The sequence below is a fragment of the Pasteurella sp. WM03 genome (assembly GCF_004570945.1).
Lineage (GTDB): Bacteria > Pseudomonadota > Gammaproteobacteria > Enterobacterales > Pasteurellaceae > Rodentibacter.
In genome coordinates, this window is sequence record NZ_SPPO01000002.1 from 188,376 (window position 1) to 212,106 (window position 23,731).

Below are 23,731 nucleotides of genomic sequence, written 5' to 3' on the forward strand. Positions count from 1 at the left end.
TGAAGAGCGGTCAAAATCAATTAATTTGCTTTTACTGCCTCAGCAATTTCTTCTGCACATTGTTGTGCAAGCTCCGCATCTTGGCATTCTACCATCACACGAATTAAAGGCTCAGTACCTGATTTACGCAGTAGAATTCTGCCTTTACCTTCTAAACGCTTTTCAACATCTGCCGCAACGGCTTTCACTGCCTCACTCTCTAATGGATTATCCCCGCCGGCAAAACGTACATTAATTAATACTTGGGGGAACAATTTTACTGCACTTGCCAATTCATTGAGTGAAAGTTTGTGTTGAACCATTGCTGCTAATACGGCTAATGAGGCCACAATCCCATCCCCAGTGCTGTTTTTATCAGAAATAATAATATGGCCTGAATTTTCTCCCCCTAATGTCCAATCGTTTTCAATCATCTTCTCAAGGACATAACGGTCACCCACATTTGCACGTATAAATGGAACACCAAGCATTTTTAAAGCGATCTCAAGGCTCATATTACTCATTAATGTTCCTACTACACCGCCTTTTAATTTTCCTGCACGCAATGCTTCACGAGCAATAATAAAGAGGATTTGATCGCCATCTACTTTATTTCCGAGATGATCCACCATCATAATACGATCTCCATCCCCATCATAAGCCAAACCGACATCAGCTTTCACTTCCAACACTTTTTCTTGTAATGCTTTAACATCTGTTGCGCCGCATTTTTCATTGATATTCAGACCGTTTGGTTCAGTACCAATTTCAATTACTTCCGCACCAAGTTCGCGTAATACATTCGGTGCAATGTGATAGGTTGCCCCGTTTGCACAATCGACCACAATTTTGTAACCTTCTAATCCCAAATGAGCGGGGAACGTACCTTTACAAAATTCAATATAACGCCCTGCTGCATCATTAATACGGCGAGCTTTACCCAATTCAGCCGATTCGACACAATCCATTGGCTGTTCAAGCATTGCTTCAATGGCTTCTTCAATTTCATCCGGTAATTTTGTCCCTTGTGCAGAGAAAAATTTAATCCCATTATCATAGTAAGGATTATGAGAAGCTGAAATAACGATACCGGCTTCTGCGCGGAAAGTTCGGGTTAAATAGGCAATTGCCGGTGTCGGCATTGGCCCGGTAAATGCCGCAGACAAACCCGCCGCTGCTAAGCCCGCCTCTAACGCCGATTCCAACATATAGCCGGAAATACGTGTATCTTTACCAATTAAGACGGTTTTTGATCCTTGTGAGGCTAGTACTTTGCCTGCCGCCCAACCTAATTTTAATGCAAAATCAGGCGTAATAGGATAAGTACCGACTTTACCACGTACCCCATCCGTACCGAAATATTTACGATTTGCCATAATAAATTCCTTTATTTCTCAATTTTTTCTAAAAAATTAGGCGTTTTCTGTCGCCTGCCAAACTTTGAGTGCATCCGATGTCGCAGCCACGTCATGTACACGTAGAATTTTTGCTCCACCCTGTGCAGCAATTAATGCCGCAGCAACACTCCCAACCATTCTTTCATTAACAGATTTATCCAACACTGCACCAATCATTGATTTGCGTGATAATCCCGCAAGCACAGGGTATCCCTCTTCACAAAATCTATTTAACTGTTGCAATAACTTATAATTGTGTTGAACGGTTTTACCAAAGCCAAACCCCATATCCCAAATTAAATTTTCTTTTTTTATTCCTGCTGTAATACATTGTTCCGAACGTTCCCGTAAGAAAGTGAGGACATCTTGCACGACATCTTGATATTGAGGATGAGTTTGCATCGTTTTTGGTTGCCCCTGCATATGCATAATACAAACGGGTAAAGCCAGTTCTGAGGCAACTTGTAAGGCATTTGGTTCCTGTAAGGCTCTGATATCATTGATCAAATCCATTCCGACTTTTGCCGCCTCTTGCATCACTATCGCCTTAGAAGAATCCACCGAAATCCAGCAATCAAAACGTTCCCGCACCGCTTCTACCAAGGGGACTACCCGTAATAATTCTTCTTGTTCCGACACCTCATCCGCCATGGGGCGGGTGGATTCTCCGCCAATATCAATAATACTCGCCCCTTCATTTAGCATTTTTTCCACCTGAAACAATGCCTTATCAAGGGTAAAAAACTTTCCACTATCAGAGAAAGAGTCCGGTGTAAAATTTAAAATTCCCATAATCTGAGGAAATGATAAATCGAGGGATTTGTTATTGGCGTAAAGCTTCATAAAGTGCGGTTAATTTTTAGCATAAATTTTAGGTGGGAAATTATAGCGGAATACCTCCAAGAAAAAAATCATTGGATAAAAAATAAAGCCTTCACAACAGGAAGGCTTTATTTACTACTCAGAATCTTGTGGTTTTTCGATCGCACTTTCCGATTTGCTGTCAGAAGAGGTATTGGAATAAGCAGCTTGTGACATTTGAGGTTCTTCCCAACCTGAAGGAGGGGTAACCGGTTCACGATTCATCAATTGCTTAATTTGTGCTTCTTCAATGGTTTCATACTTGACAAGCGCATCTTTCATCGCATGCAAAATATCCATATTGTCGATAAGTAACTGTCTTGCGCGTTCATAGTTACGATTCACAATTGCACGGACTTCCTCATCAATCACATGAGCTGTTTCATCAGACATATGTTTCGCTTTTGCCATTGAACGACCTAAGAATACTTCACCTTCATCTTCAGAATAAAGAATTGGCCCCAGTTTCTCAGAGAAACCCCATTGCGTTACCATATTACGGGCAATATTGGTTGCCACTTTAATATCATTAGACGCACCGGTAGAGATATTTTCTTCACCATAAATCAAATCTTCAGCCAAGCGCCCCGCATAGAGGGTGGAAAGTTTGCTTTCTAATTGTTTTTGACTAATGCTGACCTGATCCCCTTCCGGTAAGAAGAATGTAACACCCAATGCACGACCGCGAGGAATAATCGTTACCTTGTGAACAGGATCATGTTCAGGTACTAAATAACCGACAATGGCATGACCCGCTTCATGATAAGCGGTGGATTCTTTCTGTTTCTCCGTCATAATCATCGTGCGACGTTCCGGCCCCATATTAATTTTGTCTTTTGCTTTTTCAAACTCAAGCATAGAAACCGTACGTTTGTTGCTACGCGCCGCAAATAATGCTGCCTCATTAACCAGGTTGGCTAAATCCGCACCGGAATAACCTGGTGTACCACGAGCTAAGGTCATTGCATTGACATCATCAGCCAATGGCACTTTACGCATATGTACCTGTAAAATTTGCTCACGACCTTTTACATCCGGCAATCCTACCACGACTTGACGGTCAAAACGACCTGGACGAGTCAACGCTGGATCTAATACATCAGGACGGTTAGTTGCTGCAATCACAATGACCCCATCATTACCGCCAAAGCCATCCATTTCAACAAGCATTTGGTTTAAGGTTTGTTCGCGCTCATCATGGCCTCCCCCTAACCCTGCTCCACGTTGGCGACCCACTGCATCAATTTCATCAATAAAGATTAAACAAGGGGCATTTTTTTTCGCTTGTTCAAACATATCACGAACTCGAGAGGCGCCAACACCGACAAACATCTCAACGAAATCAGAACCGGAAATCGTAAAAAATGGTACTTTAGCTTCACCGGCAATGGCTTTTGCCAATAGGGTCTTACCGGTACCCGGAGGCCCTACCATCAAAATTCCTTTTGGAATTTTACCGCCTAGATTTTGGAATTTGCTCGGATCACGCAAGAAATCAACAATTTCGCCGACTTCTTCTTTCGCTTCATCGCAGCCTGCGACATCAGCAAAGGTCACTTTGATTTGATCTTGACTGAGCATTTTTGCCCGACTTTTACCAAAACTCATGGCTTTACCGCCACCGCCCTGCATTTGACGCATAAAATAAATCCATACACCAATGAGGAACAACATCGGGAAAGAAGAAATTAAAAGTTGCGAAATAACACTTCGCTTTTCAAATGGTGTACCTTCTACCTTTACCTTTTTACTCAATAAATCATCAAGTAATTTTTTATCTTCCAATGGCGGCATAACCGTCATGTATTTTGAGCCATCATTTTTTGTTACCGTAATTTCATTGGTATCAAAACGAGCTTCTTTCACCTGACCATTGCTCACATCGTAAACAAAAGTGGTATAGTCTGTCGCGTTTTCCGCTGAATAAGAATTGAAACTCTGATAAGCTGTCATCATAACAACCGCTACCACGATCCAGAGTACCAAATTTTTGACCATATCGTTCAAAGTCTAACCTACCTTTCCTAAGTTAATAAATTTGTCACAAGATACTATATATCACAGACTATGAAAAGCTATTAAAGCGATTCCCCTTTATAGCCCATAGCCACAATATAAACCTCACGGGAGCGTCCACGTGAGGCCTCCGGTTTACGGACTTTTACCACATTAAAAAGAGAGCGAATCTCCTTTAAATATTCATCAAATCCTTCCCCTTGAAATACCTTCACCACAAAACTGCCTTTTATTGCCAATACTTGTTTACACATATCCAATGCCAGTTCCACCAAATACATCGCGCGAGGAATATCAACCGATGGCATACCGCTAAAATTCGGTGCCATATCCGACATCACTACATCCACTTTCGCTTCCCCTACACGTTCAAGCAAGGCATTGAGGACATTTTCATCACGAAAATCGCCTTGTAAAAAATCCACCCCAACAATGGGATCCATTTCTAAAATATCACAGGCAATCACTTTGCCATTGCTACCGATTTGGCTTACCACATATTGTGACCATCCGCCCGGTGCGGCTCCAAGATCGACAACAGTCATGCCCGATTTAAATAATTTGTCCGTTTGCTGAATTTCATCAATTTTGAAATAAGCACGGGAGCGTAATTTTTGCTTATGTGCTTTTTGCACAAATGGATCTTTAAAATGTTCGTTTAACCAACGAGAAGAACTTGCCGAACGTTTTTTCTTTCCCATAATCTCTGTCTTTTGTACTATTTTTTGTAGTAGTTTCGCCTATATTTGGGTACAATCTGCCAAATTCAAGACTTAATGAGCCTAAAAACGCAGAAAATCCCTGTTTTTCTGACCGCTCTTTTTTATTATTATTTATATTTATAGGATTCCTTATGACAACCTTATCAACCAAACAAAAACAATTTTTAAAAGCCCTTGCCCACCACCTCAATCCAGTTGTGATGCTTGGAGGTAACGGTTTAACCGAAGGTGTACTGGCTGAAATTGAAAATGCGCTAGATCATCATGAACTCATTAAAGTAAAAATTGCCGGTGCGGATCGTGAAACCAAGCAATTAATCATTAATGCAATTATCCGAGAAACCAATGCGATGAATGTGCAAACTATCGGCCATATTCTAGTACTTTATCGCCCGAGTGAAGAGGCCAAAATTCAACTTCCTCGAAAATAAGATTTAAACAACAAAGTGCGGTGATTTTTACCGCACTTTTTTATTAAGTGCGGTGTTATGTAGCAAAGGTTATACGTAATTGACTTCAATAATTTCAAACTCAACATTACCACCTGGAGTAGCAATATTTACCGTATCATCAAGTTCTTTACCAATTAAGCCACGTGCAATCGGTGAATTTACGGAAATCAAACCCGCTTTAATATCTGCTTCATCATCGCCGACAATTTGATAAGTCACTTCCTCATCTGTATCCACATTCACTAACACGACTGTCGCACCGAAAATAATCTTGCCTTTATTGGGCATCTTCGTCACATCAATAATTTGCGAATTTGCTAACTTGCCCTCAATTTCTTGAATTCGACCTTCACAAAAACCTTGTTGTTCACGCGCGGCGTGATATTCTGCATTTTCTTTCAAATCGCCATGTTCACGGGCCTCTGCAATCGCTTTAATAATTTCCGGGCGACGTACATTCTTCAAAAAATCCAATTCTTCTTTGAGCAATTCTGCTCCACGCACTGTCATTGGGATTTGTTTCATAGCTTCATTCCTTAAAATTTAATAAAAAGAAAACCACGGCAAAATTGCAAAATATTGCCGTAGCGACTTAAAATAAATTGTACACAAGAAAATGATTTACTCTCCTGAGTTCGGGGGCTATTATTGTCCGTCTTGAAAGAAATAGCAACCAGAACCGTTAATAATGGAAAAAATATCTTCAATTTCAACCGCACTTAAAGCGGCATTTTTCACTCTCGGCTTTTCCCTTTCCAGTTACGCAGAAATTAATCTTCCCACCATGACAGAATATTTGCCTGAAGGTGCAAGTGTGGGCGTTATCGCTAAAAATCTCAATAAAAATGACATCATTGCCGACTACAATGGTTCGACCTTTATGTTGCCGGCAAGCACTCAAAAAGTCTTTACCGCCGTTGCAGCAAAATTAGTCCTTGGAGATACTTTCAAATTTGATACAGCCTTGTTAACCAATGGAAAAGTTCAAAACGGGCTTTTAGAAGGCAATTTAATCGTACGTTTTACCGGTGATCCGGATCTCACCAGCGGTCAACTTTATAGTTTACTTACCGAATTAAAAAAACAAGGAATCAATAAAATCAGTGGCGATCTCATCCTAGATACTTCCGTATTCTCCAGTCATGATCGTGGTTTAGGTTGGATTTGGAATGATTTAACCATGTGTTTCAACTCCCCACCTTCCGCTGCCAATATTGATAACAACTGTTTCTATGCAGAATTGGATGCAAATCAAACGCCGGGGGAAACCGTTAAAATCAATGTGCCGGCGCAATTTCCTATTCAAGTTTTCGGACAAGTTTATGTGGCAGACAGTCGTGAATCAGCCTATTGCCAATTAGATGTGGTCGTGCATGATAATAATCGTTACCAAGTGAAAGGCTGCCTTGCCCGCCAAACAAAACCATTCGGGTTAAGTTTTGCCGTACAAGATCCCGATGCTTACGCGGCGGCGATTATTCAACGTCAATTAAAACGATTAGACATTGAATTTAACGGAAAAGTATTACAACCGCAAAAACCACAACAAGGGCAATTATTGGCACAACATTTCTCTAAACCTTTACCGGATTTATTGAAAAAAATGATGAAAAAATCCGATAATCAAATTGCAGATTCTCTATTTCGAGCTATAGCCTACCATTACTATAAACGTCCTGCCTCCTTCCAACTCGGAACATTAGCAGTTAAATCTGTTTTACAAAAACAAGGAATCAAATTCGGTAATAGCATCTTAGCGGACGGTTCCGGTCTTTCACGCCATAACTTAGTAGCACCTAAAACCATGCTTTCCATACTGGAATACATTGCGAAAAATGAAGATAAACTGCATTTAATGGAAACGTTCCCTATTGCCGGCGTTGACGGCACCATTAGCGGACGTGGCGGATTAATTAATCCACAGTTAGTCAAAAATGTTATCGCCAAAACCGGCTCATTAAAAGGGGTGTACAACCTTGCCGGCTTTATGACAAATGCCCGTGGCGAGAAGATCGCCTTTGTCCAATTTATCAACGGTTATTCCACCGGCGAACTTGAAAATAAAACCAAACGCGCTCCTTTGGTGCAATTTGAAAGTGCACTTTATAACGAAATTTATAAAAATTAATAAAAAAACAACCGCACTTTAATTCATTCATCATGAATAAACTAAAGTGCGGTTATGTTTTGAGTTGGTCGATAAGCCGAGTTCTGTCGCGGACAATCATTCCTCTAGGCGGCGAATTACTCCGCCGCTCAAGCAACCTACCCGAATCCTGAGCGGGCCACCCATTGGATTCCTATTTGGTCTTGCTACGAGTGGAGTTTACCCTGCTGCCAATCGTTACCGACGGCACGGTGCGCTCTTACCGCACCCTTTCACCCTTACCGTTTGCACGGCGGTCTGCTCTCTGTTGCACTGGTCGTAGGCTCACGCCCCCCGGACGTTATCCGGCACTCTGCCCTATGTAGCTCGGACTTTCCTCTCGTTTACTTGTCCCACTAGGTCGTGTGAACACGGTTAAGGGCTTCAATAAACCAGCGATTGTCTAACCAACTCAGCGCGTAGTATAGAGATTAATAAAAGTGTGGTCAAATTTTCATTCTTATTTTTACTGCATTCCGCTAAAATACCCGTAATTTTAACCGCACTTTAGGAATGTTCATGAACTATCTAAAAATTGCACGGGATACGCTTTCCGTAGAAAGCCTCGCACTCACCCAATTAAGCCAACGTTTAGATGAAAACTTCAACCAAATCGTTGAGCTTATTTTTCATTGTCAAGGCCGCCTTGTCATTGGTGGAATTGGTAAATCAGGCTTAATTGGAAAAAAAATGGTTGCCACCTTTGCGTCCACCGGCACACCAAGCTTCTTTCTCCATCCCACCGAGGCGTTTCACGGTGATCTGGGTATGCTCAAGCCAATTGATATTGTTATGCTCATTTCTTATAGTGGTGAAACCGATGATGTCAATAAACTGATTCCAAGCCTAAAAAACTTTGGCAATAAAATTATTGCTCTCACCAGCAATAAATATTCTACCCTTGCCCGTCATGCGGATTATGTGTTGGACATTACCGTTGAACGTGAAGTTTGCCCGAATAATCTTGCCCCAACCACCTCTGCGCTTGTCACTCTGGCACTCGGTGATGCCCTTGCGGTATCTCTTATCACCGCAAGGAATTTCCAACCTGCTGATTTTGCTAAATACCATCCGGGCGGTAGCCTAGGTCGCCGTTTGCTCTGTCGGGTTAAAGACCAAATGCTGACACGCTTACCGATTATTTCACCCGAAACAAATTTCACTGATTGTTTGACCGTGATGAATGAAGGACGGATGGGCGTTGCACTGGTGATGGAAAACTCACAGCTGAAAGGTATTATCACCGATGGTGATATTCGCCGTGCCTTGACCGCTAATGGTGAAAAAACGCTTAAGAAAACAGCACAGGATTTTATGACAAGTTCACCAAAAACCATTAATCAAAATGAATTCTTAGCGAAAGCAGAAGATTTTATGAAAGAGAAGAAAATTCATTCTCTTGTGGCAGTCGATGATGAAAATAACGTGGTCGGTTTAATCGAATTTTCAAGCTAAGGAAATCAAATGCAACAAAAACTCGAAAAAATTAAATTAGTAATTACCGATGTGGATGGCGTGCTGACAGATGGGCAACTCCACTATGGTGCAAATGGTGAAGCTATTAAAAGTTTCCATGTGCGTGATGGTTTAGGCATTAAAATGTTGATGGAATCCGGTATTCAAGTTGCGGTACTTTCCGGCAGAGATTCTGCCATTTTACGCCGCCGTATTGCCGATCTCGGCATAAACCTATTCTTGCTTGGTAAATTAGAGAAAGAAAGTGCCTGTTTTGAATTAATGAAGCAAGCCGGCGTGAAACCTGAAGAAACCGCTTATATTGGCGATGATAGCGTAGATCTCCCGGCTTTTGCCGTCAGCGGACTTTCCTTTGCTGTGGCTGATGCGCCCCATTATGTAAAAAATGCCGCAGATCATGTACTTTCTCTTGGCGGTGGAAAAGGTGCATTTCGTGAAATGTCCGATATGATTTTAACCGCTCAAGGTAAATCTGCTGTCTTTGACAGTGCACAGGGATTTTTAAAATCAGTCAGAAATATGGCGCAATAATCCATTTCCCAATAAAAATAATCCCTCATGATTAAGGGATTATTTTTACCAACAAAATCGTTCATTTACATGATTTTCTAACCGTTCTTTTTGCCATTTCGCTTTATTTTGTGGATCAGCAAAAAATTCATCCTGTGCTTTTAGACGATCCTTCAATTTTTCTTCTGCTTCTTTTAAGGCTATTTTACGATCTTGAAATTTAGTGGGTAATTCTTTCATAAAAATAATTTCATAAGGATGAGCGATTACCCAATCTACCGCCTCTTTTGCCAATTGACGTTGTTTATTTAAATCGCAAAATGCATAAGGATTCACAAACTGCCCCACGACTTGGCTAAATCCGGTATTTTCCGCCACGGTCGCCTTGGGTAAATCCAATACATACAGTGCGGTAATTAAACGATTCTGCCCCCGATAAAACCATTTCACCGCGTCGTCACGCAAACCCAAATCATAGGCTCTTGCCGATAAGGTAAACAATGTGATAGGAGAAATTCGAGCCGAATTTTCTTCTACAAATTTGACCGCACTTTGATAGCCCTTTAAGGTATTTTCCCGCAACATTGGATCAATCTGCTTATGCACAAAGACATTTTGGGCTTTACCTTTTTCTGCTGAATAATAAGGTTTCACATAAATATCAATGGATTTCACCGGCTCTTTACTCACTACGGCACAAGCGGTGGAGTAAAGTGCGGTGAATATCACCGTAATTTTTACAGAAAATTTCACGGTTCCCCCTAAATGGAAAGCAATCCTTGAGATAGCTCCCAGCAAGCCATTAAAAATACCCCTATTAATATTATCAATAATGCCCATTCTTTTTTACTAAGTCCAAACTTACCCTTTTGCTGATATTGGGAATATAAGTAAACCGTTACCCCAGGAACATATAACACAACGGATAAAAACAAATAATCCATACCGGCAGCATAAACAATCCACAAACCATAAAGGGTTGCCATCAAACCGGTAAGTTGAATATACCATTTTGCCTTACGTTGTAAGGCTAATTTAAATAAATACGCTCCAATAAGGATATAGGGAACTAGAATCATTGAAGTGGCAAGAGAAATTAATTTCGTGTAACTTTGACTGGTAAATAACACCAAAATTAAACAAAGTTGAATGACAATATTAGTAAACCAAAGGGAATTAATGGGTGTGTTATTTTTATTGAGTTTACTCAACATACGTGGAAATGCCCCGCTCTCTACACCCCGATAAGGCACTTCAGTACAATACATTGTCCAGCTGATATATGAACCGAGCACGGAAACAATTAAGCAGAAAGTAATGATAATTTTCCCCGTCTTTCCAATCATTGATTCTAAAATCGGCGCCATAGAGGGGTTTGACATGGTGCTAATGGTTTCACGTGGTAACACGCCAAGTGCCAGCACAGTAATCGCCACATAAAGCACCAAAGTAATACAAATGCCGAGTACTGTTGCCGTCCCAATATCACGTTGTTTTTTCGCATGTCCAGATAAAATTGACGCCCCCTCTACTCCCACAAAGACCCATAGGGTTATCAGCATGGTGTTCTTCACTTGTGTGATCAGATCTGCCGAGTGATTTTGATTAGCCAAGGTTTCCCCATTAAAATCTGTAAAAAACTGTGTTGGCGAGAAATAAAGTGCGGCTAAAATAATGAATAAAATTAATGGAAAAACTTTAACGATGGTTGCCAACATATTCACAAATGCCGCTTCTCTGATACCACGGGCAATCAGCCAATGCACGAGCCAAACCACAAGTGAAGCCCCTAAAATGGAATAAAGCGTACTGCCCGTACCAAAAATAATACGTTCCTGCGTATCTACAAAAGTGCCGATACCCTCAAAAGCCACCACAAGATAGCTCACACTGCCAATACCGGAGCAAAGCCAATATCCCCAAGCAGAAAAAAAGCCAACTAAACCGCCAAATCCTTCTCTCGCATAAGTATAAACTCCACCATTCAGATCGGGGCGCAGACGGGATAAAAAGAAAAAAGACAGCCCTAGAAAAATAATCCCAACACCGGTAATCGCCCACCCAATCAACAATGCCTTTGCACCGGCTACTTCAGCCATATTTTGCGGTAAGCTAAAAATCCCCGAACCAATCATGGAACTGAGTACCAGTGCAGTTAACGCAAATAATCCTATTTTTTTATTGGACATACACACCACATTACAACCAAAAAGAGCGGTAAATTTTAACAGAGTTTTCTATTTTTCCTATATAATTATGCATCAAATCAAATTTTATATGCAAAATATGAAAATCCACCTAATTCGTAGTCAAACCACCCTTGATTTTAATAATGAAACAACTCTACTCGACCACCTTGAACGCAATAATATCCATCACGAATACCAATGCCGCAGCGGCTATTGTGGCTCCTGTCGGGTGAAGATCAAAAAAGGCAAGGTATCCTATCCGGAAACGCCCCTTGCCTTTGTTCAACCTAATGAAATTTTATTATGCTGTTGTCGTGTGGAAACAGATCTTGAATTGGAACTATAGATTATTCAAATCTAATACGTCCGTCATATCAAACAAACCATAGGGTTTATTTTCCAGCCATTTTCCTGCCCGTACCGCACCGTTTGCAAAAGTCATTCGGCTTGAGGCTTTGTGGGAAATTTCCACCCGTTCACCAATATCTGCAAACCAGACGGTATGCTCGCCTACTACATCTGAGGCACGAATAGTGGAAAAACCGATTTCATCCGGTTTACGTTCACCGGTGATGCCTTCACGAGCAAATACCCCATGGGTTTTCAAATCACGCCCTAAGGTTTTCGCAATATGCTCTCCCATTGAAAGTGCTGTGCCTGATGGGGCATCCACTTTATGGCGATGGTGGGCTTCAATGATTTCAATATCACAATAATCCCCCATCACCTTGGCGGCTTTTTCCAAAAGTTTGAAGACTAAATTTACCCCAACGCTAAAATTAGAGGCAAAGACAATGGCAATTTTTTCCGCAGCGGATTGAATAGCAGCTTTACCCACCTCATCAAATCCTGTCGTACCAATCACCATTTTTTTATTATTCGCCACACAAAATGCAATATGTTCAAGCGTACCCTCTGGACGAGTGAAATCGATCAATAAATCAAAGGTTTCTTTTTGCCCCTCCAAATTATCGGATACTGCAACACCAAGATGTCCGATACCCGCAAGTTCCCCTGCATCCGCGCCTACTAATGATGAACCTTTACGTTCAAAAGCTGCCCCTAATTCAACACCTTCCGTCGAATGAACCGCTTGAATTAATTGACGCCCCATTCTTCCACCGGCACCGACAATCGCAATTTTCAATGTCATCGTTACTTCCTCTTATTTTAATGAATCATTTCCATGATGCCGCTATAAATTAACACGCCACCAAAGAACAAAAATACCACGCCAGCCACGTTATCAATATAACGGCTATATCGACTATAAAACTGTTTCGCAATACTACGCGAAAAAATAAAAGAAATCAGGTAAAAGTAAAAAAATGTCACTAAAACAATTAAACCGAATGCCGCCCCCATTTCCCATATTTCCGTCATTTTAGCTAACACAAAAGACATCACACTGGAAAAATAAACGACAGCTTTGGCATTGGATAAATTAACCAATAAACCTTTCAAAATTTCTTTTTTCGCGTTGGTTTGTTGATTTAACTCCTCGACTGAAAGCGGTTTAAATTCGGCATTTTGTTTGCTACGAACCAATAAAAAACCGAGATACGCCAAATAGCTTCCGCCCAATATCATTATCACACCGTGCAATGCCGGCATGGTGGCAAATAGTACCGTCAGTCCGAGCATTGAAACCGCCGCCCAAAATGCCACGCCCAATGTAATACCAATAATGCCATAAACCGTATTTCGACGAGAATTACTTGCCGCCATTCGGCTCACATAAAAGAAATCCGGCCCCGGTGTCATTAAACCAAACAAATGAACGATTAATAAATTTAGCATGCTTTATCTCCAGATCTGAATCAAGAAAATTACCACGACCGCATAAATCGCCGCTAATACATCATCCACCATAATGCCAAAACCGCTTTCTAGTTTTTTATCAAAAAATCGGATCGGGAAAGGTTTGAGAATATCAAAAAAGCGAAAAAGCCCAAATGCCGTTACGATCCACGGCAAAGATAAAGTCGGAATAGCGCTAAGCACAATAAATACGCCGACAAATTCATCCCACACAATAGCACCGTGATCGTGTACGCCCATATCATCTGCTGTTTTTTGACATAAATAACAGCCTAAAACAAAACAAAGTGCGGTCAAAATTAAGAACGTTTTTGTTCCTAAAAGTACGAGTAAAATCACGCCTAATAGGGTACCAAGGGCACTACCCCAAGTGCCCGGTGCGGGACGAAGTAAACCTGAGCCGAATCCCACGGCAAGCAAATGAACGGGATTTTTTAAAGAAATTCGTTTTAACGGATTCTCTTCTTTCATATTTTTATTCCTTAAAATGATCGAAGCCAATTTTTGATGAATAATCGATCGGCTGCCCATCACGCAAAAAACGGATGGAAAACTGACCGCACTTTTTCGTTTCAAACTCAGGCACAATTCGCCCAATACAGGTGCAAGGCACATCAAGATTTTTTAGGCGAAACTCAAGTAAGGGCTGATTTTTCGGCGGAAGAGTAAAACACAATTCATAATCTTCCCCACCGCTCAAGGCGAATTGCTCCACTTCTGTGCGATCATAAAGATTTAATAAGGAGGATGAAAGTGGCAGATTGGAAAGATCAATTTCTGCTGCACATTGACTACGTTTAAGAATATGTCTGAGATCGGAATTTAACCCATCGGAAAGATCAATAGCCGCATGGGCAATATCGGCTAATGCTCGTCCAAGCGTAATTCGAGGCGTTGGGCGAAAATGACGTTGTTGTAAAAATTCTTCGTCAAAACCCACCGCACTTTTGCCCGATAAAATTTGTTGCAAACCGGCGGCACTATCGCCCAAAGTACCGGAAACATAAATCAAATCCCCGACTTTGGCTTGATGGCGACATAAGGCTTTTCCTTTTTCCACCAAGCCTTGTGCTGTAATGGTAACGGATAATGCGCCTTTTGTTGTATCACCGCCAATTAATGTGACGTTGTAATCTTTTAATGTTTGTAACAAACTTTGGCTGAACCGTTCGAGCCAGCTTTCATCAACGTTTGGTAAGGTTAAGGCAAGGGAAAGCCACTTGGGTTGTGCCCCCATAGAGGCTAAATCGCTGAGATTGGTCGCCACCGCTTTATAAGCTAAATCTTCCGGTGCAATGGAGGGTAGAAAATGCGTATTTTCCACCATTGTGTCGGTGGTAATCGCCAGTTGATAATTTTCCGGCACGCTCACCAAGGCGCAATCATCGCCAATGGATAAGGCAACAAAGTCATCCGCTTGTCCCTGTGGCTGCTCAAAATAATGTTTAATTAAATCAAATTCACCCATTGCCATTGTTACCCTCCAAAATAAAAAGCACGCGTAAACACGCGTGCCATTTATAGATTATCTAAATTTATTTTCGCCCTAATGCCGGTGCAATTTTGTCTAGGACACCGTTAATATATTTATGACTGTCGTCCGAACCAAACACTTTTGCCACTTCAATGGCTTCGTTAATCACCACTTTGTAAGGCACATCAAGCTCAAAACGTAATTCACACACCGCTAAACGTAAAATGGCTTTTTCAATGGGATCAAGTTCCTCAAAGCCACGATCAATATAAGGCGTAATGGAAAAATCAACGGTTTCCATATTTTCCACGGCTTGACGAAATAATTTACGAAAATAAGGCTTATCTACGCCGTCCATATCTTGATCAAGCATAAAGGCAAGCTCTACCTGCTCCGCAGTATTGCCGGAAACCGCCCAAGAATACAAGGCTTGCACAGTGCATTCACGTGCCCGACGACGAGCCGATGTTTTTTTCACTTGTTTTTGTTCTGCCATTGTTTATGCCGCATCAATTTGTTGAAGAAGATTCATCATTTCAAGTGCGGTTAATGCGGCTTCAGCCCCTTTATTCCCCGCTTTTGTGCCGGCACGTTCAATAGCCTGCTCAATGTTTTCGGTAGTGAGTACCCCAAATGCAACAGGGATTTCAGCTTCCATCGCCACTCTGCCTAAACCACTACTCGCTTCACCTGCAACATATTCAAAATGCGCGGTGCCGCCACGGATCACTGTACCTAAGGCTACAATCGCATCAAATTTTTTACTGGCAGCCAAACGGCGTGCTACCAATGGCAATTCATAAGCACCCGGTGCACGTAAAAGCGTAATATTTTCATCTTTTACCTGACCGATTCTTTTTAATGCATCTAATGCACCTTCTAATAAACTTTCATTAATAAAACTATTGAAACGAGCAATAACAACTGCAACTTTGGCATTCGGTGCAGCTACTGAGCCTTCTAAAACTTTCATATTTTTTCCTATGTTACTCATCACGATAAAATTGGGGGCTGATTCTAGCATAAAAATCACTACCTATCAGCATTTATCTTGTCTGCGTCGAACTAAGTGCGGTCATTTTTTCTCTGGTTATTTATTCCTTATCAATGACAAATTCAAACCAATCTATCACCTCATTTTCATGCACGCCATTTTTAATCAAAATACCGGCATTTTTTACACTCTGTTCATCACCGGAAATCAGCGGGTGCCATTCAGGCAGAGGTTTACCTTCGTAAAGAAGCCGATAAGCACAGGTATCCGGTAACCAATGAAAATCAGGTAAATTCTTTTTAGTGAGTTTTGTACAATCTTTTTCAATACTAAAACGTTCCGAATAATTACCGCACTTTCCGCTTTCTATATCCAGTAAATTACAGGCAATACGGGTGTAATAGAGTTTTTGTCGTTTTCCGCGTCCTTGAATATATTTGCGATAACAACATTTTCCGCAACCATCGCACAACGCTTCCCATTCGGAGTTAGCCATTTCAAGTAGAGATTTGGTTTGCCAAAAATTAAAATTAGGAGATAAATTCATTATTTTGGTACTTTTAAGCATAAAAACAAATAACCTCAGATGACCTAAAAACAGGCGTCATCCACCGAGAACCGCACTATTATATTCAACGATCCTAAACAGGATAATGTTACCATTATCTCCCCCTAAAAAACCAAATGCCGTGACATTATTCCTGCACAAATCAATTAAAATCTTGATATCGCTCACAATTTTGAAATTTTTCATAATTTTTATAAGCCTTTTTATTGACTAGGCAAAAAAATAGGAGTAAAAATTTTTAACAAAAAAGCAACGTAAGGACAACATATGCTTACCATTCATCACACTAGCGAATATTCCTTGATTTGCTCACTTCCTCCACCCGCCGAACTGTCAAAACAGCAATCTATTTGGCTGTTGTCAGAATTGGCACAAGATATCCCCGGTGTAGTTGAAACAGTCGTCGGAATGAATAATCTTACACTTTTTTATCATCTTCACATCGATCCTCTGCAACTTATCAATGAATTGCATCAACTTTGGGAGAAAGTTCAATCACAAAAAACACATTTTCAAGGAAAATTGGTGGAAATTCCCGTGCATTATGGCGGAGAGTTTGGTGAAGATTTGCATTATGTGGCGAAATATCATCACACAACGGCAAAAGAAATTATTAATCGCCATACAGCCCCTACCTACACGGTTTTTATGATGGGGTTCCAACCTGGTTTCCCTTATTTAGGCGGATTGCCCGAATCTCTTCACACCCCACGTCGTGATGAACCAAGAACAAGAGTCCCGGCAGGTTCAGTCGGGATCGGAGGGAGCCAAACGGGAATTTATCCTTTCACCTCCCCCGGCGGGTGGCAATTATTAGGTAAAACCGAAATTCAACTTTTTGATGTGAACCAAAGCCAGCCTGTTTTACTGAAAGCCGGCGATCAAGTACGTTTTGTTGTGGAGGATATGATCCTATGATTTATATTCAACATCTTCAAGGTTTTGCTCATCTACAAGATTTAGGCCGCTTTGGCTTACGCGGATTTGGTATCGGACATTCCGGAGCAATGGATTGCCTTGCATTGCAAGCGGGAAATTTATTATTGAAAAATGCCAATGATTTGCCCGCACTTGAAATCGCCTTAGGAAGCCTGACAGTCACATTTGATTGTGACACGCCATTTTGTTTAACGGGCGCATTGTGTGAAGCGGAACTTGATGATAATCCTATTTCTCCTTACTGGCGTTACACGGCAAAAGCGCGTCAAACCCTAAAAATCAAACGCATTACCCAAGGCAACTATGCTTATCTTTGTGTCGCCGGAGGCTTTAAAGTGCCTAAGGTATTAGGATCTTATAGCACCAATTTACAAGCAGGTTTTGGCGGATTTCAAGGACGTTTACTCAAATCAGGCGATCATATTGCGACAGGATTAAGAGACACTGTGCTTAGTCCCTTAGGGATTGAACCTATTCCTTTTACAAAAACCATTCATGCAACCCCTTCATCAGAATACGAGGCATTCAGCGAAGAAACCCAAACATTGTTTTGGCAACAGGGCTGGATATTACAACGAAATAGCAACCGTATAGGCTATCGCTTTTCCGGTTCTCAAAAATTAATGCTTAATTCCCCTCTTGAAATGCTCTCTTATGCCGTACCAATAGGCACAGTTCAAGTACCTCCGGACGGTCAGCCGATTGTATTAATGGCAGATGCTCAAACAACGGGGGGTTATCCAAAAATTGCCTGTGTTATTCAAGCGGATATTAGCAAATTGTCACAAATACCTTTTGGTGAAACCGTTTATTTTAAACAGGTTACCCATCAACAAGCGCGAGAGTTATACCAACAAGATCAAGATTATTTAGCCCACATAAGGAGAAAAGTAAATGAAACGCGTTGATTTAAATGTTGATCTAGCCGAAGGCTATGCGAATGATGAAAAATTGTTGCAATTAGTCAGCTCTGCAAATATTGCCTGTGGATTACACGCCGGAGATTACAACGAAATGCGTAAAGCTATTTTATGGGCAAAAGAAAATAATGTGGCCGTCGGTGCCCATCCTGGATATCCCGATCGAGAAAATTTTGGTCGGCTTAATATGGATTTAACCAATGCAGAACTCAAAGCCAGTTTACTTTATCAGCTTGGTGCGATTAAAGCCTTATGTGAGGCTGAAGGTGTGATATTAAGTTACGTCAAACCGCATGGCGCATTATATAACCAAGCAGCAAAAGATCCGGCTCTCGCCCGTTTAATCGTACAAACCATTAAAAAATTTAATCCCGATTTAGCCCTAATGGGGTTATCGGGAAGTGCAATGCTCTCTGCCGCACAAGAAATCGGACTCAGAACCATTTCGGAAGTATTTGCCGATCGACACTATCAAGCCGATGGTTCGTTAGTGCCGCGCAGCTGTAATAATGCCTTGGTAGAAAATGATCAAGAAGCGGTTGCACAGGTTCTACAAATGGTGATTGAGGGAACCGTTCCTACTGTCGAAGGTTTCAATATACCTATTCAAGCCGACAGTATTTGCTTACACGGCGATGGTAACCATGCGATTGAATTTGCGAAAAAAATTCGAGCAGCATTACATGCAGAACAAATCATCATTTCGGCAAAATATTAATAGCCTCAAGTTGCATAACAACCTATCGGAGATCAATATGGCAAATACTAACCGTAGTGCCCTACTCGGAGCGGCATTTTTAATGGCGACATCAGCTATCGGCCCAGGTTTTCTTACCCAAACCGCAACCTTTACCCAATCTTTACTCGCCAGTTTTGGCTTTGTGATTTTACTCTCTATCTTGCTTGATATTGGAGCTCAATTAAACATTTGGCGAATTATCACCGTTTCAGAAAAAAAAGCCCAAGATATTGCAAATGCTATTTTACCCGGTACGGGATATTTTCTTTCATTGCTTATTGTCATAGGGGGATTGGCTTTCAATATTGGGAACGTGGGCGGTGCTGGGTTAGGCTTGAATATTCTCACTGGCGTGTCACCTGAAATAGGGGCGATAATTAGCGGCTCTATTGCTGTATGTATCTTCCTTGTAAAAGAAGCCGGTAAAGCAATGGATCGTTTTGCTCAAATCATGGGATTCGTGATGATTGCCTTAACCATTTATGTCGCAGCCCAAACCAACCCTCCTGTTGGAGAAGCAATATTCAGAACTTTCGTACCGGAGAAATTAGATGTCATCGCTATTGTTACCCTTGTAGGTGGCACTGTGGGCGGTTATATCACTTTTGCCGGGGCTCACCGTTTATTAGATGCCGGTATTAAAGGCAAAAGTTCTCTAAAAGAGGTCAGCAAAAGCTCGGTATCAGCAATTCTCATTTCCTCTATAATGAGAATTGTATTGTTTTTAGCCGTTTTAGGCGTCGTCTCACAAGGCATTACTCTCGATCCTAAAAACCCTGCCGCGACCCCATTTTCATACGCAGCCGGTAATATCGGATTAATGATTTTCGGTATCGTCATTTGGGCGGCTTCAATTACCTCTGTCATCGGTGCCGCTTATACTTCCGTTTCTTTCATTACCAGTTTTTCACCTAAGATAGAAAAACATAAGAATTGTTGGATAGTGGCCTTTATTGTTATCTCGACTACCGTGCTTGCAACTATCGGTCGCCCAGCCCAAGTATTAGTTTTTGTCGGCACATTAAACGGTTTAATTTTACCGATTTCTCTCGGTCTCATTTTGCTCGCTGCCTACAACAGTAAAATTATTGGTGATTATAAACACCCTATTTGGATGACGATTTCAGGTGCTATCGTTGTTATTTCCATGGCAATATTAAGCATTATAACGCTTGTGAAATATATCGGTAATTTATTGGCTTAGAAGCTCATTAAACACGAGCTCAGGAGGGGATTAAAGAAAAAGTGCGGTCAAAAACCATCTTAACTTTTGGTATTATGTAGCAAATGCACAAAAATAGAAATTTCAACAATATGTAGGGACACACTCAGTCTGTCCCTACAAGTTCACCAAAAAATAGATTTTTGCAACTGCTACATAATACCGTTAATTTTGACCGCACTTTTATTGATGAAAACTAAAAACTTTCTTTTAAGCTAACCGTGAGGTTAAACACCAAATGTTCAGGGCGATTGTCTTTGCTGTCTGCACAGAAATAGCCTTCACGTTCAAATTGATACCCTTTTTCCGCTTGTGCATTACCAAGACTTTGTTCTACCACGCCATGTTTTACCACAAGGGAATTTGGATTGACGACTGAACAAATATCTTCCTCGGCTCCCGGATTTGAAACCGTAAAGAGTTTGTCATAAAGGCGGAATTCTGCCGGATGGTTATGCACTGCCGAGACCCAATGAATCACCCCTTTCACCTTACGACCATCTGCCGGATTTTTGCCTAATGTATCCGGATCATAGCTACAAAAAATTGTGCTAATTTCACCATTTGCGTCTTTTTCCACACGTTCCGCTTTAATCACATAAGCATTACGCAAACGCACTTCTTTGCCAAGTACGAGACGTTTGTATTGCTTATTGGCTTCTTCACGAAAATCCGCACGATCAATATAGATTTCTTTGGTAAAAGGTAATTGACGTTCGCCTAGTTCCGGACGATTTGGGTGATTTGGTGCCGTCAACATTTCTTCACCTTCAAAATTTTCAATGACTATTTTCACCGGATCAATCACTGCCATTGCACGGCAAGCATTTTGGTTGAGATCATCACGAATGCAGGCTTCTAATGCACTATATTCCACCACATTATCTTGTTTGGTTACACCAATACGGCGACAAAATTCACGAATCGATGCTGGTGTATAACCTCTGCGGCGTAAACCTGAAATGGTTGGCATACGCGGATCATTCCAACCATCAACAATGCCATCTGTTACCAATTTCAATAATTTCCGCTTAGAAGTTAATGTACCTTCCAAATTCAAACGTGAAAATTCATATTGGTGCGGCAAAGGACGTTCAATGGAAATATTATCCAATACCCAGTCGTATAAACGACGGTTATCTTGGAACTCTAATGTACATAATGAATGTGTGATTCGCTCAATCGCATCGGAAATACAATGGGTAAAATCATACATTGGGTAAATACACCATTTATCGCCGGTTTGGTGATGTTTGGCAAACTTAATACGGTAAAGCACCGGATCACGCATTACCATAAACGGTGAAGCCATATCGATTTTCGCCCGTAAACTGGCTCTACCTTCGGCAAATTCACCGTTTTTCATTTTTTCAAAAAGGGCTAAATTTTCTTCAACACTACGATCACGATAAGGACTGTTTTTACCCGCCTCTGTTAAAGTGCCACGATATTCACGCATTTCTTCCGGCGAGAGTTCGTCCACATAAGCCAAACCTTTTTTGATTAATTCAATGGCATAATTATAGAGTGCGTCAAAATAATCCGAGGCATAATGCACTTCACCCGCCCATTTGAAACCCAACCATTCCACATCTTCTTTGATGGAGTCCACATATTCCACATCTTCTTTCAAAGGGTTGGTATCATCAAAGCGTAAATTACATAAACCATTGTAGTCTTTCGCAATGCCGAAATTTAGACAAATTGATTTTGCATGCCCAATATGTAAATAACCGTTGGGTTCAGGTGGAAAACGAGTATAAACCTCTTTGTGTTTACCACTTGCTAGATCTTCATCAATAATTTGGGTAATAAAATTGTGCGGACGCATATTTTCCGCTTTTTCTAAACCATGTTCTGTATTGCTCATAACCTTCTCAAATCAATAGAAAAAATAATCGTGCTATTCTATACGTTTTGCCGTCAAAAAGCGAGATATGAGGATAGCGCCCTTTCCATCCTAATTTTCAGCTAATTTTGCCATGTGAAAATTCACCACCGAAGCAAACCAATTAAGAAATGGTTTGTCTCATCTCTAAATTTTTCGTGCAAAACACGGAGTTTATCATTAAAATACGCAAACTGAACAAACGTTCATTAGTTGGAATTGAAGCTCAATGAAGAAAATTTTCGTTATACTCGGACTCTTAATTTTAGGCGGACTCGCCTATTATTTTTTTGTAAACAATCACAACCAGCAATCCACCTATCTGACCGAAAAAGTCACTCGTGGGAACATTGAAAAAAGCGTGGTCGCCTCCGGCAACATCAGTAGTATTAACGAGGTGGATGTGGGGGCACAGGTCTCCGGTAAAATCACTAAACTTGCTGTAACCCTTGGGCAGGAAGTAAAAAAAGGCGATTTGATCGCAGAGATCGATTCGACCACTCAAATTAATACGCTGAATACGAAAAAAGCTGCACTTGCCAGCTATCAGGCACAATTAAAAGCAAAAGAAACCGCACTTACCGTGGCACAATCCGCTTATTCTCGTTATTCAAAACTATACGGGCAAAAAGCGGCTTCCCTTGATGATGTCAATAATGCTAAAAATACGTTTGATGCGGCAAAATCCGAAGTGGAAGCATTAAAAGAGTCCATTAAACAAGCAGAAATTGAAGTGGATACAGCGGAAACTAATGTGGGCTATACACAGATCACTTCACCTATTGATGGGACGATCATTTCTACACCGATTTCCGAAGGACAAACCGTCAATTCTGCACAAACCACCCCAACCATCGTCACGGTCGCTGATCTCAGCAGAATGTTGGTGAAACCTGAAATTTCAGAAGGCGACATTACCAAAGTCAAAGCCGGACAAAAGGTAAGTTTTACGATTTTGTCTGATCCCAATACCTATTACCATGGTGTGATTTCCTCTGTTGATCCGGCAACCACCACAAAAAGTGACAACACCTCCACGTCCTCAAGCAGTTCAAGTTCCTCAAGTACGACAACGGCGGTTTATTATTACGCTAATCTCATCGTCGATAATCCTGACCGCACTTTACGCATTGGTATGACAACAGAAAATAATATCAAAATTGCCGATGCACAAAATGTTTTGTTAGTTTCCAATATGGCAATTCAAAAGAAAGAAGGGAAAACCTTTGTTAAAGTGCTCAATGAGAAAAATCAACCTGAAAGACGTGAAGTGGTAATCGGTGTACAAAATGATTTCCAAACAGAAATTAAATCCGGTTTAACGGAAGGCGAAAATGTCATCGTGTCACAAGTGGCTGCCGGCGAACAAGTTGGCAATAGCAACCGTGGCCCGAGAATGTTCTAAAGTGCGGTAGAAA

At 41.1% G+C, this 23,731-nt stretch carries 25 protein-coding genes and 1 other RNA gene; 10 read left to right on the plus strand and 16 right to left on the minus strand.

The window, feature by feature from the left end:
* Nucleotides 1-20: 20 nt before the first annotated feature.
* From glmM to rlmE, 4 genes are all read right to left on the minus strand, one after another.
* Nucleotides 21-1,355: a phosphoglucosamine mutase gene (gene glmM, locus E4T92_RS03035; protein WP_135093388.1), complete on the minus strand. Its 1,335-nt coding sequence runs from the start codon at nt 1,353-1,355 to the stop codon at nt 21-23.
* 36 nt (nt 1,356-1,391) lie between these two features.
* A complete protein-coding gene (gene folP, locus E4T92_RS03040) occupies nt 1,392-2,219 on the minus strand; it encodes a dihydropteroate synthase (protein ID WP_135093389.1) in 828 nt (275 codons plus the stop codon).
* 114 nt (nt 2,220-2,333) lie between these two features.
* Nucleotides 2,334-4,235 carry an ATP-dependent zinc metalloprotease FtsH gene (gene ftsH / locus E4T92_RS03045; protein WP_135093521.1) on the minus strand — a complete coding sequence of 634 codons (1,902 nt, stop codon included), beginning with the start codon at nt 4,233-4,235 and terminating at the stop codon, nt 2,334-2,336.
* 80 nt (nt 4,236-4,315) lie between these two features.
* Complete coding sequence (gene rlmE, locus E4T92_RS03050) at nt 4,316-4,954, minus strand: 23S rRNA (uridine(2552)-2'-O)-methyltransferase RlmE (RefSeq protein WP_135093390.1); 639 nt, start codon at nt 4,952-4,954, stop codon at nt 4,316-4,318.
* 152 nt (nt 4,955-5,106) lie between these two features.
* On the opposite strand from rlmE, the gene yhbY reads away from it, so the two are divergent.
* On the plus strand, nt 5,107-5,406 hold the full coding sequence (gene yhbY, locus E4T92_RS03055) for a ribosome assembly RNA-binding protein YhbY (RefSeq protein WP_077540882.1): 300 nt from the start codon (nt 5,107-5,109) through the stop codon (nt 5,404-5,406).
* A gap of 69 nt (nt 5,407-5,475) precedes the next feature.
* Here the strand turns inward: yhbY and greA are convergent, their stop codons facing one another.
* Nucleotides 5,476-5,952: a transcription elongation factor GreA gene (gene greA, locus E4T92_RS03060; protein ID WP_135093391.1), complete on the minus strand. Its 477-nt coding sequence runs from the start codon at nt 5,950-5,952 to the stop codon at nt 5,476-5,478.
* 163 nt (nt 5,953-6,115) lie between these two features.
* Between greA and dacB the strand changes: the two genes are divergently transcribed.
* A complete protein-coding gene (gene dacB / locus E4T92_RS03065; RefSeq protein ID WP_135093392.1) occupies nt 6,116-7,555 on the plus strand; it encodes a serine-type D-Ala-D-Ala carboxypeptidase in 1,440 nt (479 codons plus the stop codon).
* 56 nt (nt 7,556-7,611) lie between these two features.
* Here dacB and rnpB read toward each other — a convergent pair.
* Nucleotides 7,612-7,988, minus strand: an RNA gene (gene rnpB / locus E4T92_RS03070) — RNase P RNA component class A.
* Nucleotides 7,989-8,092: 104 nt separating this feature from the next.
* Between rnpB and E4T92_RS03075 the strand changes: the two genes are divergently transcribed.
* Together E4T92_RS03075 and E4T92_RS03080 are read left to right on the plus strand one after the other, a co-directional pair.
* The gene (locus E4T92_RS03075; protein WP_135093393.1) at nt 8,093-9,028 is read left to right on the plus strand and encodes a KpsF/GutQ family sugar isomerase; all 936 of its coding nucleotides are present in this window, start codon (nt 8,093-8,095) and stop codon (nt 9,026-9,028) included.
* 9 nt (nt 9,029-9,037) lie between these two features.
* The gene (locus tag E4T92_RS03080) at nt 9,038-9,580 is read left to right on the plus strand and encodes an HAD family hydrolase (RefSeq protein ID WP_135093394.1); all 543 of its coding nucleotides are present in this window, start codon (nt 9,038-9,040) and stop codon (nt 9,578-9,580) included.
* Nucleotides 9,581-9,625: 45 nt separating this feature from the next.
* Here E4T92_RS03080 and E4T92_RS03085 read toward each other — a convergent pair whose 3' ends face one another.
* Both E4T92_RS03085 and E4T92_RS03090 read right to left on the minus strand, forming a co-directional pair.
* A complete protein-coding gene (locus E4T92_RS03085) occupies nt 9,626-10,312 on the minus strand; it encodes a hypothetical protein (protein ID WP_135093395.1) in 687 nt (228 codons plus the stop codon).
* Between the two features lie 8 nt (nt 10,313-10,320).
* The gene (locus E4T92_RS03090) at nt 10,321-11,748 is read right to left on the minus strand and encodes a basic amino acid/polyamine antiporter (RefSeq protein ID WP_135093396.1); all 1,428 of its coding nucleotides are present in this window, start codon (nt 11,746-11,748) and stop codon (nt 10,321-10,323) included.
* 97 nt (nt 11,749-11,845) lie between these two features.
* On the opposite strand from E4T92_RS03090, the gene yfaE reads away from it, so the two are divergent.
* A complete protein-coding gene (yfaE, locus tag E4T92_RS03095; protein ID WP_077545218.1) occupies nt 11,846-12,094 on the plus strand; it encodes a class I ribonucleotide reductase maintenance protein YfaE in 249 nt (82 codons plus the stop codon).
* Here yfaE and dapB read toward each other — a convergent pair.
* From dapB to E4T92_RS03130, 7 genes are all read right to left on the minus strand, one after another.
* Nucleotides 12,089-12,901 carry a 4-hydroxy-tetrahydrodipicolinate reductase gene (dapB, locus tag E4T92_RS03100; RefSeq protein WP_135093397.1) on the minus strand — a complete coding sequence of 271 codons (813 nt, stop codon included), beginning with the start codon at nt 12,899-12,901 and terminating at the stop codon, nt 12,089-12,091. The genes yfaE and dapB overlap by 6 nt on opposite strands.
* Before the next feature lie 17 nt (nt 12,902-12,918).
* Entirely contained in the window at nt 12,919-13,548 is a 630-nt protein-coding gene (locus tag E4T92_RS03105; RefSeq protein ID WP_135093398.1) for a homoserine/threonine efflux transporter, read from the minus strand.
* A gap of 3 nt (nt 13,549-13,551) precedes the next feature.
* On the minus strand, nt 13,552-14,040 hold the full coding sequence (locus E4T92_RS03110) for a phosphatidylglycerophosphatase A (RefSeq protein ID WP_135093399.1): 489 nt from the start codon (nt 14,038-14,040) through the stop codon (nt 13,552-13,554).
* A 4-nt stretch (nt 14,041-14,044) separates the two neighbouring features.
* Nucleotides 14,045-15,043, minus strand: a complete 999-nt coding sequence (gene thiL, locus E4T92_RS03115) for a thiamine-phosphate kinase (protein WP_135093400.1) — start codon at nt 15,041-15,043, stop codon at nt 14,045-14,047.
* A 61-nt stretch (nt 15,044-15,104) separates the two neighbouring features.
* On the minus strand, nt 15,105-15,539 hold the full coding sequence (gene nusB, locus E4T92_RS03120) for a transcription antitermination factor NusB (protein ID WP_135093401.1): 435 nt from the start codon (nt 15,537-15,539) through the stop codon (nt 15,105-15,107).
* A 3-nt stretch (nt 15,540-15,542) separates the two neighbouring features.
* Nucleotides 15,543-16,016 (minus strand): 6,7-dimethyl-8-ribityllumazine synthase, encoded by a 474-nt coding sequence (gene ribE, locus E4T92_RS03125; RefSeq protein ID WP_077540904.1) that lies wholly within the window; start codon nt 16,014-16,016, stop codon nt 15,543-15,545.
* A 121-nt stretch (nt 16,017-16,137) separates the two neighbouring features.
* Nucleotides 16,138-16,584 (minus strand): YcgN family cysteine cluster protein, encoded by a 447-nt coding sequence (locus E4T92_RS03130; RefSeq protein ID WP_135093402.1) that lies wholly within the window; start codon nt 16,582-16,584, stop codon nt 16,138-16,140.
* A 288-nt stretch (nt 16,585-16,872) separates the two neighbouring features.
* Between E4T92_RS03130 and pxpB the strand changes: the two genes are divergently transcribed.
* Genes pxpB through E4T92_RS03150 form a run of 4 tightly spaced genes read left to right on the plus strand, consistent with a single transcriptional unit; the run spans nt 16,873 to nt 20,407 of the window.
* Nucleotides 16,873-17,523: a 5-oxoprolinase subunit PxpB gene (gene pxpB / locus E4T92_RS03135; protein WP_135093403.1), complete on the plus strand. Its 651-nt coding sequence runs from the start codon at nt 16,873-16,875 to the stop codon at nt 17,521-17,523.
* On the plus strand, nt 17,520-18,452 hold the full coding sequence (locus E4T92_RS03140) for a biotin-dependent carboxyltransferase family protein (protein WP_135093404.1): 933 nt from the start codon (nt 17,520-17,522) through the stop codon (nt 18,450-18,452). The genes pxpB and E4T92_RS03140 overlap by 4 nt, the downstream gene beginning before the upstream one ends.
* Nucleotides 18,439-19,182 (plus strand): 5-oxoprolinase subunit PxpA, encoded by a 744-nt coding sequence (pxpA, locus tag E4T92_RS03145; RefSeq protein ID WP_135093405.1) that lies wholly within the window; start codon nt 18,439-18,441, stop codon nt 19,180-19,182. Before E4T92_RS03140 ends, pxpA begins: the two co-directional genes overlap by 14 nt.
* A gap of 37 nt (nt 19,183-19,219) precedes the next feature.
* Nucleotides 19,220-20,407 (plus strand): NRAMP family divalent metal transporter, encoded by a 1,188-nt coding sequence (locus E4T92_RS03150; RefSeq protein WP_135093406.1) that lies wholly within the window; start codon nt 19,220-19,222, stop codon nt 20,405-20,407.
* A 214-nt stretch (nt 20,408-20,621) separates the two neighbouring features.
* On the opposite strand, the gene glnS is transcribed toward E4T92_RS03150, so the two are convergent.
* Nucleotides 20,622-22,295, minus strand: a complete 1,674-nt coding sequence (glnS, locus tag E4T92_RS03155; protein ID WP_135093407.1) for a glutamine--tRNA ligase — start codon at nt 22,293-22,295, stop codon at nt 20,622-20,624.
* A gap of 247 nt (nt 22,296-22,542) precedes the next feature.
* Between glnS and E4T92_RS03160 the strand changes: the two genes are divergently transcribed.
* The gene (locus E4T92_RS03160) at nt 22,543-23,718 is read left to right on the plus strand and encodes an efflux RND transporter periplasmic adaptor subunit (protein WP_135093408.1); all 1,176 of its coding nucleotides are present in this window, start codon (nt 22,543-22,545) and stop codon (nt 23,716-23,718) included.
* Nucleotides 23,719-23,731: the final 13 nt, after the last annotated feature.

Coding starts and splice junctions, on each gene's coding strand:
- yhbY (WP_077540882.1), top strand. CDS start 5,107: ATGACAACCTTATCAACCAAACAAAAACAATTTTTAAAAGCCCTTGCC.
- E4T92_RS03140 (WP_135093404.1), top strand. CDS start 17,520: ATGATTTATATTCAACATCTTCAAGGTTTTGCTCATCTACAAGATTTA.
- glmM (WP_135093388.1), bottom strand. CDS start 1,355: ATGGCAAATCGTAAATATTTCGGTACGGATGGGGTACGTGGTAAAGTC.
- E4T92_RS03130 (WP_135093402.1), bottom strand. CDS start 16,584: ATGAATTTATCTCCTAATTTTAATTTTTGGCAAACCAAATCTCTACTT.
- E4T92_RS03080 (WP_135093394.1), top strand. CDS start 9,038: ATGCAACAAAAACTCGAAAAAATTAAATTAGTAATTACCGATGTGGAT.
- E4T92_RS03090 (WP_135093396.1), bottom strand. CDS start 11,748: ATGTCCAATAAAAAAATAGGATTATTTGCGTTAACTGCACTGGTACTC.
- greA (WP_135093391.1), bottom strand. CDS start 5,952: ATGAAACAAATCCCAATGACAGTGCGTGGAGCAGAATTGCTCAAAGAA.
- folP (WP_135093389.1), bottom strand. CDS start 2,219: ATGAAGCTTTACGCCAATAACAAATCCCTCGATTTATCATTTCCTCAG.
- dacB (WP_135093392.1), top strand. CDS start 6,116: ATGGAAAAAATATCTTCAATTTCAACCGCACTTAAAGCGGCATTTTTC.
- rlmE (WP_135093390.1), bottom strand. CDS start 4,954: ATGGGAAAGAAAAAACGTTCGGCAAGTTCTTCTCGTTGGTTAAACGAA.
- ftsH (WP_135093521.1), bottom strand. CDS start 4,235: ATGGTCAAAAATTTGGTACTCTGGATCGTGGTAGCGGTTGTTATGATG.
- E4T92_RS03075 (WP_135093393.1), top strand. CDS start 8,093: ATGAACTATCTAAAAATTGCACGGGATACGCTTTCCGTAGAAAGCCTC.
- pxpA (WP_135093405.1), top strand. CDS start 18,439: ATGAAACGCGTTGATTTAAATGTTGATCTAGCCGAAGGCTATGCGAAT.
- E4T92_RS03105 (WP_135093398.1), bottom strand. CDS start 13,548: ATGCTAAATTTATTAATCGTTCATTTGTTTGGTTTAATGACACCGGGG.
- E4T92_RS03110 (WP_135093399.1), bottom strand. CDS start 14,040: ATGAAAGAAGAGAATCCGTTAAAACGAATTTCTTTAAAAAATCCCGTT.
- E4T92_RS03160 (WP_135093408.1), top strand. CDS start 22,543: ATGAAGAAAATTTTCGTTATACTCGGACTCTTAATTTTAGGCGGACTC.
- ribE (WP_077540904.1), bottom strand. CDS start 16,016: ATGAAAGTTTTAGAAGGCTCAGTAGCTGCACCGAATGCCAAAGTTGCA.
- thiL (WP_135093400.1), bottom strand. CDS start 15,043: ATGGCAATGGGTGAATTTGATTTAATTAAACATTATTTTGAGCAGCCA.
- nusB (WP_135093401.1), bottom strand. CDS start 15,539: ATGGCAGAACAAAAACAAGTGAAAAAAACATCGGCTCGTCGTCGGGCA.
- pxpB (WP_135093403.1), top strand. CDS start 16,873: ATGCTTACCATTCATCACACTAGCGAATATTCCTTGATTTGCTCACTT.
- dapB (WP_135093397.1), bottom strand. CDS start 12,901: ATGACATTGAAAATTGCGATTGTCGGTGCCGGTGGAAGAATGGGGCGT.
- E4T92_RS03150 (WP_135093406.1), top strand. CDS start 19,220: ATGGCAAATACTAACCGTAGTGCCCTACTCGGAGCGGCATTTTTAATG.
- yfaE (WP_077545218.1), top strand. CDS start 11,846: ATGAAAATCCACCTAATTCGTAGTCAAACCACCCTTGATTTTAATAAT.
- glnS (WP_135093407.1), bottom strand. CDS start 22,295: ATGAGCAATACAGAACATGGTTTAGAAAAAGCGGAAAATATGCGTCCG.